Source organism: Bifidobacterium apri, assembly GCF_009299485.1.
GTDB lineage: Bacteria > Actinomycetota > Actinomycetes > Actinomycetales > Bifidobacteriaceae > Bifidobacterium > Bifidobacterium apri.
In genome coordinates this window covers 105606-116705 of the sequence record NZ_WBSO01000005.1, presented here as the reverse complement: position 1 = coordinate 116705, position 11100 = coordinate 105606, and the positions used below count along the sequence as shown (strand labels likewise).

9 protein-coding genes are annotated in these 11100 nt (G+C 58.4%); 2 read left to right on the top strand and 7 right to left on the bottom strand.

Annotated features, from left to right (window positions below):
* Window position 1 precedes the first annotated feature (1 nt).
* From DSM100238_RS05090 to DSM100238_RS09625, 3 genes are read right to left on the bottom strand one after another with little or no spacing between them, the layout of a single operon-like run.
* Entirely contained in the window at window positions 2-526 is a 525-nt protein-coding gene (locus DSM100238_RS05090) for an FHA domain-containing protein FhaB/FipA (RefSeq protein ID WP_152355603.1), read from the bottom strand.
* A 24-nt stretch (window positions 527-550) separates the two neighbouring features.
* Window positions 551-1252: an FhaA domain-containing protein gene (locus DSM100238_RS05085; protein WP_015449566.1), complete on the bottom strand. Its 702-nt coding sequence runs from the start codon at window positions 1250-1252 to the stop codon at window positions 551-553.
* Between the two features lie 57 nt (window positions 1253-1309).
* On the bottom strand, window positions 1310-1444 hold the full coding sequence (locus tag DSM100238_RS09625) for a hypothetical protein (RefSeq protein ID WP_276608012.1): 135 nt from the start codon (window positions 1442-1444) through the stop codon (window positions 1310-1312).
* Window positions 1445-1603: 159 nt separating this feature from the next.
* Between DSM100238_RS09625 and DSM100238_RS05080 the strand changes: the two genes are divergently transcribed.
* Both DSM100238_RS05080 and DSM100238_RS05075 read left to right on the top strand, forming a co-directional pair.
* Complete coding sequence (locus tag DSM100238_RS05080) at window positions 1604-4210, top strand: S9 family peptidase (RefSeq protein ID WP_152355602.1); 2607 nt, start codon at window positions 1604-1606, stop codon at window positions 4208-4210.
* 147 nt (window positions 4211-4357) lie between these two features.
* Window positions 4358-5416 carry an alpha/beta fold hydrolase gene (locus DSM100238_RS05075; RefSeq protein ID WP_152355601.1) on the top strand — a complete coding sequence of 353 codons (1059 nt, stop codon included), beginning with the start codon at window positions 4358-4360 and terminating at the stop codon, window positions 5414-5416.
* A 264-nt stretch (window positions 5417-5680) separates the two neighbouring features.
* Here the strand turns inward: DSM100238_RS05075 and DSM100238_RS05070 are convergent, their stop codons facing one another.
* The 4 genes from DSM100238_RS05070 to DSM100238_RS05055 form a co-directional block, all read right to left on the bottom strand.
* Window positions 5681-5851: a hypothetical protein gene (locus DSM100238_RS05070; protein ID WP_240812356.1), complete on the bottom strand. Its 171-nt coding sequence runs from the start codon at window positions 5849-5851 to the stop codon at window positions 5681-5683.
* A gap of 175 nt (window positions 5852-6026) precedes the next feature.
* On the bottom strand, window positions 6027-7229 hold the full coding sequence (locus DSM100238_RS05065; protein WP_152355599.1) for a MalY/PatB family protein: 1203 nt from the start codon (window positions 7227-7229) through the stop codon (window positions 6027-6029).
* A gap of 477 nt (window positions 7230-7706) precedes the next feature.
* Window positions 7707-8288, bottom strand: a complete 582-nt coding sequence (dcd, locus tag DSM100238_RS05060; RefSeq protein ID WP_015449560.1) for a dCTP deaminase — start codon at window positions 8286-8288, stop codon at window positions 7707-7709.
* A 661-nt stretch (window positions 8289-8949) separates the two neighbouring features.
* Window positions 8950-10743, bottom strand: coding sequence for a threonine/serine exporter family protein (locus tag DSM100238_RS05055; protein WP_240812359.1), 1794 nt, complete (start codon window positions 10741-10743; stop codon window positions 8950-8952).
* Window positions 10744-11100: the final 357 nt, after the last annotated feature.

Genomic DNA, 11100 nt, shown 5'->3' with positions numbered 1-11100 from the left:
ATCACCTCAGCTCGAATGTTGTAGCGCCGATACGGACAGGAACACGTGCGGACAGCACTGTAGGAGCACCGATACGACGCTGATTGACTACCGTGCCATTCGTGGAGCCAAGATCCTCGATCACCCACGAGCCCGTCGTGGGATCACGATAGACACGAGCATGATGCGACGACACGAACTCATCATCGAGTACGACGGTATTGGACGCGGCGCGACCGAGCGTAATCGGCGTATTACCCAACGGAACAGAACTGCCGGCAAGCGGACCGTCAATAACCACCAGCAAGGTCGGCTGGGCGGACTGGCGTTGCGAAGGCGCGGACTGCCTCCCCGCAGACGGTACCGCGGGCGCGGCATTCTTCGACGCTTTGCGTGCTTTACGGTCACGTCGACGACGTGAGAATGATTTATGGGGACTGAACGTCTCGATGTCACGACGCAAAGAACGAACGACAAGCCAGAGAAACACCCACAACAGGATGAGATACCCGTACTTGAGGATTGCGAAGGTAAGTTCGGTGGGCATAACGAAACTCGCTCTCAGGCTGAATCAGTCCTGATCCTGTGACGAAGCCCAATACAGGATGCGGGTTCGGCCGATGGTAATGGTGTTGCCGTCAAGCAGCGTGGCCGCCGGAATCTGATGGCCCTCGACGAATGTGCCGTTCGTCGAGCCGAGATCGCGAGCGATCACGCCGTTATCGGTAATGTCAATTTCAAGGTGTTTACGGGAGATACCCGGATCGTCAATGACGATGTCGCAACCGGAACCGCGGCCAATCACGGTCTTCGGCTTGGTCAGCAGATACTGGCTACCATTGATTTCCAGCATCGGGCTGTCCTGCGACTGGTTGTCAGTCGTGACAGGCACTGCATTGCCCTGCACGGATTCCGAACTCAGCTTGAAGTTGCCTTTGCTGAGGTCGAGGTCTTCTTCAAAAATCACCACAACCGGTCCAACAAAGGCGTAATTCTGGCTCTTGGCGTACTGGGTGAGATTGTCCGCAAGCTCATTGGCAAGCGCTTCGCTGCCCCACTGTTCAATCCGATCAAAATCAGGGGTGCTCAGCTTAAAACGGTACTCATTCGGGGCCACTGTGCGATCGCGACCGACCGGCATGGCTTCAGCGTCGATCTCACGCTCGAGGGCGCTTGACAGGTCGACGGGCTGCAGGTCCTTGGACCCGAACTTCGAAAACACACCGTTGACGGCGCCTTCCACGCTCTTTTCAAAACGGTCGAGAACGCTCATAGTGATCCCTTTCTATATCCTCGTCCATCCTACGCTGTGTCATCACTTCGACCAAAATCAAGCGCCAATACTTGCAATTTCTTCATTCAATGGGGCGTGGATGGTGATGCTGCCCCAAAAGTATACAGGAATCATGTCAGAAACGTTGGAAACAAACACATCAGTGACGAGCTTGCCAAGAGCATCAAGCATGTACGACGCTACGAAGAAGGTGCACAAGCATGACACATGGCCAACAAGACGACCCCATCGCAAGAAGGAGCGTCACGCACTCAGGACATGACACCGGCACTGCACCACGTTCCAGCAATGGGATGCGCCCAGCGGCCTTCATCAGAGTAGGCTGAAACCATGAGCGAACTCCATACGAACACCATCGGCACCGCCGGTGACAGCCCAAACCACACGGCTTACGGCGCACCCAGCACACCCATGACATCAGGCACAGCATCAGGCGTCACACCAACATCAGATACCGCATCCGCGGCACCATCGGCCATCGAACAGTTCCCTGAACGCAAAGCCCGAAGCTTGCGTTTTACATGCGGAGCACCACGTTCGGCGACCGTCATCGCAGACGGCTCCCGAGCATTATTCCTGCGCTCCGACGGTCCGGAAGACACAGTCACCTCACTATGGTTGAGCACATTCGACACCGCCACCGGCAAGCACGAAGAAATCCTGCTCGCCGATCCACGCAAGCTGCTCCCCAACGCCGACGCCGAAGAGGTTCCCGCCGAAGAACGAGCACGCCGCGAACGAGCACGCGAAGGCGGGCAAGGCATTGTGTCGTATTCGGTTGATGCGGCAGGCGAGCGCGTCGTATTCACCATCAACAGCCAGCTGTTCCTCACGCAAATCGACAAGGACGGCCATGGGTCGCGCACACGCCAGCTTGCCGTTGACGCCTTGGCCGCGCCATCGGATGACACCGATATCACGGAGATCGATTCCGCTCACGGCCTGCATACTTGTGCGGACGAGGACGACGAAGACAGCCTCGCACCGAACGCCAATCCGGACGACCTGGTACCGGTACTCAACCCCCGCATCTCGCCGGACGGCCGACACGTGCTGTACACCACCGGCGAGCATCTGGTCATGGTGGATATCGCGGATTGGCCGCAAACCGGCGAATCCGACGGAAGCGGCAAATCTTCCCTCCACGACGGCATCCATGCGATCTGGGGCGTGCACAACGGTCCCGACCCCGCCCAACGCACGTGGACCATCGGATTGGCGGAATTCGCCGCAGGGGAGGAGATGAACCGGTACGACGGATTCTGGTGGTCGCCCGACTCCAATGCCGTCATTTTTGAAACCTTCGACAGTTCCGCGGAACCGACGTGGCATATCAGCGACCCGGCGAACCCCGATCGCGACGCAACCGCGCGCCGGTATCCGCAAGCGTTGACCCGCAACGCGGACGTATTCCTCACGTTGGTTGACCTTGAATTCGACGGCAACGGCCGTTACAGCGGCATGGACGCCCGACGCATCGCTTGGGATCGCAAGGCTTACGAGTATCTCGCCGTCGTGCGTTGGGAGGCAGGGCATCGCCCGCTGCTGCTCGTACAGAACCGTCTGCAAAACCACGATCAGGTGCTCCAAGTCGAACACAACGGCACCACCACCGTACTCGAAGAGCACACGAATCCCCAATGGCTCGACCTGATCGCCGGAACACCGGCATTCACCCCGAATGGGCGACTGGTATGCGCATTCAACGACATGGACACAGACACCAATCGACTCACTGTTGACGGCAAGGCATTCACCCCGGTCGGATGGCAGGTGCGCACGGTTCTGGACGCCGGCGATACCGACGTTCTCGCCGTAGTGCAGCGCACGCCTGACAACCCGCAAGCAGCCGACGTACCGGATATGTGGGCCAATCAAGCGGACCTTCATGACGCCCGCAGCTTCGACGTGGTGCGGCTCGGCTTCGACGGTTCAATCACGCCGGTCACCATATCGCCCGGCGTATGGACCGCTTCACGAAGCGGTCGAGGAATCGTCATGTCCGGCAGGGATATGGATCATGCGCAATCAAGGATGGTCCACTTGTTCGCGCTCGATGCCGATGGCAATCCCGCAACCGCAGACCGGTTCCCCTCCCTAGATGACCATCTGCGCGCTGACATCGCCAATCATGCGGCCACACCGGGATTCACGCCGAATACCCGGTTCGTCAGGTTGGGCGAACACCAGCTGTATACCGCAATCACCCGGCCGAGCCTCGACAGCCCATATGCGAGCGCGGAACGTCTGCCCGTCCTGCTCAAACCATACGGCGGTCCGGGCCACCAGGAAGTCACGCTCAGCCAATCCGCATATTGGGACGCGCAATGGTGGGCGGATCAAGGATTCCTCGTCGTCACCGCCGACGGACGCGGTACGACCGGTCGCGGTCCACGCTGGGACAGGGAGATCTTCCACGACATGAAGCGGGTCACGCTCGCCGATCAAGTCGAAGCCGTGCACGCCTTGCAGCAAGCCGCTCCGGAAGCGGACACCGACCGCGTGGCGATGATCGGCTGGTCGTATGGCGGGTTCCTGTCAGCGCTGTCGGTACTTGACGCGCCGGAAACCGTCCACGCGGCATGCGCTGGCGCCCCGCCCACCGACTGGACCCTGTACGACACGCATTACACCGAACGGTATCTCGGTCTCGACCCGGAAACCTATCGCGCCAACAGCATTATCGAAGACGCGCCTGGTCTGGATCGCCCGCTCATGCTGATTCACGGTTTCGCGGACGACAATGTGAGCATCGCCAACTCGCTGCGCCTGTCCCAGGCTCTTATGGCAGCCGGCAAGCCACATACGTTCCTGCCGCTCACGGGCATCACCCATATGACCAATGACCCAACGGTCGCCCGCAACTTGTTGATATTGCAACGCGATTTTCTGATTCAGGCATTAGGAATGACGCCGAGGGTATCAGACCGGGCATAGCGAACGGACATAGAGGAACGCATAGGGCGCACATCGGGCAACCTGCCAGCGAACAACCCGACATACAGCCGGCATACCGGCGTATTGGTCATTCGGCATCGATTTGGCCAATATGCCGGTATCGCCGGTTCGACTACAGTAGATGCCATGACCATTCCGCTAATTGACGAGAGCCATTATCAGGCGCAGATGGATACCGTAGTCATGCCCGCATTGAAGCAGTGCAGCACCGAGGGGTGGATGGATCCCGCACAAGCGCCTAGGCTCGGCAAGCCGGCGAAAGAAGGCAAACTCCATTACGTCTGCTACGACGCCAAAGCCTTCGACAAGCTCAACGTCGAAGGCGCCACGGCGATGTTCAATGGTGCAATCGTCATTTCGCACGGTTTTACTGAATTCGCGACCAAATACAGTGAAATGATCTGGTATTTCCTCCTTGCCGGATATTCCGTGTGCTTCTTGGAACACCGCGGACATGGCCGTTCTGTACGAGACATTGACAATCCGTCCCTTGTTTGGATTGACGATTGGCATCGATATGTCGCCGATCTCAACAAATTCGCCTTTGAAGTGGGCCGGGAATACGCGGGAGGACGGCCGCTGTTCCTGTACAGCCATTCGATGGGCGGCGGTATCGGCGCCGCATTGCTTGAAACGTATCCGGACACCTTCGACCGTGCCGTGCTGTCCAGCCCGATGATCGCCCCACAGACGGGAATGCCGAATTGGATTGCGTACCTTGCCGCGAGCCTGATGTGCACCTTCGGCTTGGGCAAGCATATCGTGTTCGGACAAAGCGAGTTCACTCCCGAATTGAATATGAACGACTATCCGGGGGCGTGTGAATCGCGAGTACGCTGGTATCAGCAGCAACGAATCGGCGACGTGCATAATCAGACGTATGCAGCGACATTCGAATGGGTGCGTCAATCGCTCAAACTGTCGCACGCCGTACAGAAGCCACAGTCGTGCGCGAATATTGATACTCCGCTGCTCCTGTTCCAGGCGGGGCGCGACCAATGGGTGCTGAACGAAGCGCAAAACCGGTTCATCCACTGGGTGAACAATGCCGGGGGGAATGCGAAGCTCGTGCGTGTTCCCGACGCATTGCATGAAATCTTCAGCATGCCGAATGAGATTCTCGGACCGTATCTTCAGCAGATTTTCGCGTTCTATGCGGATGCGGACGAACTGGCCCACGATTGATGCTCCGGGGCTTTGCCCGGATTCGCAATGCCGATGAGGTCTGACATGTCTCGCATATCAGCGCATCGGGCATGTCGGGTGTGCTCGGTGCGTCCGACATGCCCGGCGTGTCCGACATGCCCGCAAACCTAGCGAGCCCGGACACCCGGTACGTACTGCGGTGTGCCGACCGAGGTATCTGCTTGTGCTGCGACAGGATTGTCGCACGGCAGACGAATAGGTCGGTCGGCCATCAATCAATCAACCGACCGACCAATCAATCGCTCACTCGTCGTCGTTGCTGTCAAGAATCGACTTGAACGGTGCATCCGGCAGAAATCCGTCATACGAATGCCAACGACGTTCAAGCTCCTTGTTCACCTCATCATGCTCACGTTGACCGCGCTTCGCGTACTCCCGCAACTCGTTCGGCCCCATCATCTTCACATCTGCCATGTCTTCCATGCTAGCCGCAACAAGACCGGCGATATGCCGCCGACAGCGAACGCAGGCAGCGCACGGCCGCACCTGACGTCAGCGGTCAGACGGCAGATGCCAGACGGCAAACGTCAGACATCAGAAGATTCGAACCATCCCGAACACGGTACACACACGTACACGCACACGCATCTCAGAACACGTATTCGCGCAGTCGTCGGATCGCCTCACGCACACGGATTTCCGGCAGCGCCACATTCATCCGAATGGTGTCAGGCATGCCGAACATCACGCCATCCTGCCATGCGACACCCACATCCCAACCGCGCTTCTCAAGCTGTCCGATGGTCACGCCATGCTCCCGACACCAACGCGAGCAATCCACATACAGCATGTACGTGCCTTCCGGCCGGGCGACCTCCACACCGTCAACCGACGACAGATAGTCGAACATCAGCCCCACGTTGCGCGTCAACACGACAAGCAACTCATCAAGCCATTGCCGTCCCTCTTGCGTGTAGGCGCCGATCAACGTGTGCATGGCCAGCACATTCGCCTCGTTGTAGTGCGATTTCGACGCCTGCGCCTCGACCCGGTCACGCAGATACCCATCATAGATGATGTGATATCCACCGACGAGGCCGGACACGTTGAAGGTCTTGCAGGGCGCATACAGGGCGACCGTGCGTCGCTTCGCATCCTCACTGACCGCCTGCGTAGGGATATGCCGATGACCATCAAGCACGATATCCGACCAGATTTCATCGGAGATGACGATGCAGTCGTTCCGACGGAACACCTCCATCGCCTCTTCGATCTCCCAACGCTCCCATACGCGGCCGCAAGGATTGTGCGGACTGCAGAACACCGCCACATGGATGTGATGCTCCTTGAGACGGCGATCCATATCGTCGAAATCCATACGCCACACGCCATGCTCATCAAGCCTGAGCGGACTGTGCTCAATGGCGTATCCCGCATTGTCCAGAGCCATGGTGAATCCCACGTAGGTGGGGCTGTGCAGCAGAATCTTGTCACCCGGAGCCGCAAACGCCGCGACCGCGGACATCAGGCCGCCGAGCACGCCGTTCTCATATCCAATCGCCTCACGCGGAATGTCGGTGACGCCATTGCGGTCGCGCTGCCAGCCGGCAATCGCGTCGAAATATGCGTCGCTCATCTGGAAATAGCCGAAAGCCGGGTGCTTCGCACGCTCGATAATCGCCTGCGGGATGGTGGGAACTGTGGGAAAGTTCATGTCGGCAATCCACATCGGAATGACATCGAAGCCAGGTTTTGGCGGGTCTGGAGTAAATCCGGGCTGAGACCCCAGACCATCGATAGCGAGAGCGTCCTTGCCGTGCCGTTCCATCAGCGAAGTGAAATCATAAATCATGCAAATTCTCCTTGGGTATCGTTTAGGTATCGCTTGGGGTGTGAGGGGCATGCACGTACCTGAGCTCTAGCTGTAGTGCTGCAGTAAGCAAGTATCATGTCATGCGCATTGCCGACATGTCACACGGCCGCGCGGTGCCGCGCGCAAAACGACACGAGCCGTAGGCACGTCACAGGAATGTCACAGGCATGCCGCGAGCGTGCCAACCGCATAGCGCTGTGTCTACCATGCCGGAGTGGCATATGCACGACTGTACGCTGCGGATGCGCCGCCATCCGGACACATACCTGTATGATGTGGCCGTCGATTGAATGGCGGGAGCCACAACACCGCCACGGCGCAACGGCACACGAGGCTTGGAAGTACGACGGTTGATACGACGGTTGATACACGGAAGTAAGCAACGGTACCTAGATTCGAGACGGTTACCGTAACACGACACCATGTACGCCGACCGAAACCAATCGGCGCACGTGCTCAGTCGTCAACCTTCGCGCGGTAGAAATTGATATACGAGCGCGATGGGGTCGGTCCGCGCTGTCCCTGATAATGCGAGCCCGTGCCTTTGGATCCGTATGGATGTTCCGCGGGGGAGCTCAACTGGAAGAAGCACATCTGACCGATTTTCATGCCCGGCCACAGTTTGACCGGAAGCGTGCTCACGTTCGACAGTTCAAGCGTGATATGCCCTTCAAAGCCGGGATCGATGAAGCCGGCCGTGGAATGGGTCAGGATGCCCAAGCGGCCGAGCGAGCTTTTCCCTTCCAAACGGGCTGCGATGGTCGGGTCAAGCTTCACGTACTCCCAAGTGGAGGCGAGTGCAAACTCGCCCGGATGAAGAATCCATGGCTCATCAGGCTGAACCTCGAACTGCTCGGTCAGCGCCCCTTGGTTTTCCGCCGGATCTACGTAGGTGTATGCGTGATTGTTGAACAGGCGGAAGAAACGGTCCAGACGCACGTCGATGGAAGCGGGCTGCACCATCTCGGGCGTCCACGGGTCGAGCGAGATATGACCGTCGGCCTGCGCGGCGAGGATGTCACGGTCGGACAGCAGCATAAGATTCTCCTTGACAATTGATGCTCTCATCACGGTCATCACGTGTAGGCGTGGCCGTTCATTCACTGTATGTCAGTGTACGCGGCGGCGCGGCCATCACGGATTGCGTCCGCTTCGGTACGATTGCGACGCTTATACAAGCCTGCCCAGCCGTCTGGATCCGATCTCGCTCGGCCGCACCAGCATCAGCACGATTTCGACACGGTATTGGCAGAATACTTTCAGGAAAACTTCGAGACGCACACAGCATCGTGGACTCTAATAGAACATGTCAGCAAACAACTGATCAGGAACATGAGTTCCCGATAATTCAACCCTTTTCTTCTTCTCTCTCCTTTCTCTCCTCCCCGGCGGCACCCACCGCCGGGGTTCTTTTTGGGTGATGCAGGAGATTGTCGTGGAGTCGTATAGGTCAACACATGTTCCGGCACCGGCGCTCCTGTAGATCGCAAACCGTGCATCACACCTTCTACCGATGCTGAGGGACGTCTCAGTGTCGGTAGAAGCAGACCAATAACCTTCTGCCGACGCTTAGGAACTCCTCAGCGTCGGCAGAAGCAGGCCGTCGGCAAGACATCTCCGTTTTCGGGGCGTCGTGTCCGAGAAATCACGACATCGGAATCACAGCATCGCGAGACTGAGAGCTCAACGCGAACACGCCTCACACGTCATACCGCCAGCTTTTATCGGTGAGCACACGCGCCATCACCAGTCCAATCGGCAGGCAGATAATCACCATGAACGCGCGGAACGCCCAATCCAGCGCGTGTAACGTGTCGAAAGCCCCGAGATAGAACATCGCGCGATACATATACATACCGGGCACCATGATCACAATGGACGGCACAGTCATGCAGATGCGCGGATATCCCAAGTGCGGCGGCAGCAGTCCACGCCGAACCGAAGACCTCCACGCGGAGGCGAGCAGACCTGCAAGCAGCGCGCCGATGAACGCCCCAGCCTCGGCAGGCACACCCATATCCACGATTTCGAGACGCAAAGTGTCGGTGATCATGCCGATGACGGCGGCGACCAAGCACATGCGTTGCGGCGAGTTGAACATCACCGAGAAGCCCCACACACCAATGAACGCGAACACCATGCGCAGCAGGCAGTTGACCACCGGGTTGAGACCCAACGGCTCGAATCCCTGAGGATTGAGATGCACGATCGACGCGACCATCCAGCCGGCGAGTGTGGCGATCAGCACGATGCACAGCACATACGCCACCCGTTGAATGCCGGAAGGGAAGTCGATTTTCGCCATATCCAGCCCGCCCGTAATCATCGGGAATCCAGGAATGACGAACAGCATCGCCCCGATATACGCCGTGTCATGCTGCAAGGCGACAGGGTCAAACAGGCCGATCAGACGCAACATGCCCGTGCAAGCCAGCGCCGCCACGCTCACACACACGAAAGTTACGAAGAATTGATTGAGATGGTGGACGAACAGCCGCCGGCGCAGCCAATGGCCGAGACCGGCACCTACGAACGCACCGATCATGTCGTAGGGACCGCCGCCGAGCAGAAACACGAAGGCCGCGCACGCGCACGCCGAGGCGAGCCCTGCGAACGCCGGAGAATACAAGGGTTTGCGATGCTCAATCATGTCAAGCCGCTCGTGCGCCTGACGTACGGTAACCCCACGCCGGTGTTCCGGACGTTGGCCGACATGGTCGAAATGGCTTGCGTACTCGCCTTTCGGTGGATGCTGGGTGCGTTCGAGACGACGGGCGATACGACGTTCCCGGACTTCATCGCAACGCTCACGGCGAGACGGCGCGTTGTGCTCGCGTTCGGCGCAGTATTCGGCGCGGTATTCGGCCTTGCGCTCTTCCTGGCTGTTGTGTTCATGTTCCGCACGATTGATGTCGCGCATATCCAGCGGTGCCGCCGTCTGAGCATGCTCGCTGCCGGAACGGGCCCGTTCGGCTTGTTCGAGCGCGTCAAGCACGGGATCGTCATCGGCTTCGGCAGCCTGATCCCACATGTCGTGCCGACTCTTGTTTTCCTTGCGTTCTTTGCGCAGCTGTTTGGACAGATCGGCGGACACCTGGGATGCGTCGCGCTGGTCGAGATGCTGCATCAGCCCTTCGGAAACTTCAGTGCGGCTGTGGTACATTGATCCGCTGCCGAGATTCACATTGAACCAGTCGGCGAAATGCTCAAGCAGCCAGATTCGCTCAGTATTGACACCGGTAGTGGGCAGATCCACCACTTCGGTGATTCGATCATGCCCGTCCGTGCAAGCGGCCTCGATATCGGTAAGATTCACGTCTGCACGCACGTGCACGCCCAAGGGGTATGCAATGCGATGCATCATCTCACGAACGCGGAAACTTCCGGTGCCCGCCCCCAAATCCAGCATGCCGACACGCACAATGACGCTGGCTTTCGCCGCGATTCCCGCTTCTGTGATCGGCTTGTCCCAGTCTCGCTCAATATCTTCCATATCAAGCGGAATGGAGTGCGTATGGTATTTCCTCACCGCAGCCGCGGCGTTTTCGATACCGCTTGTCTGCGCGTTGTCCCGCAGTCCAGTTTGTGGATTTCCTTGCTGTTGTGAAGGCTGTTGTGAAGTCACGGTTCCATTACTATCGCAAGCCGTACCCGTTCGCTTGCATTGCAGGCACGGTCTCGCGCGATGGAATTGGGGAGCGATTGCGCGAAAAACCGCCGATCCAGTGTCATGTCCACCATATGGTCAAATCGCGGACAGATTTCGGACATGTAACATAACCGTCGAATACGCGGCCGTATAATGCCACTGCAACCGCTGAACCGACGGCTTTGGGTTCGCAACGGCCGG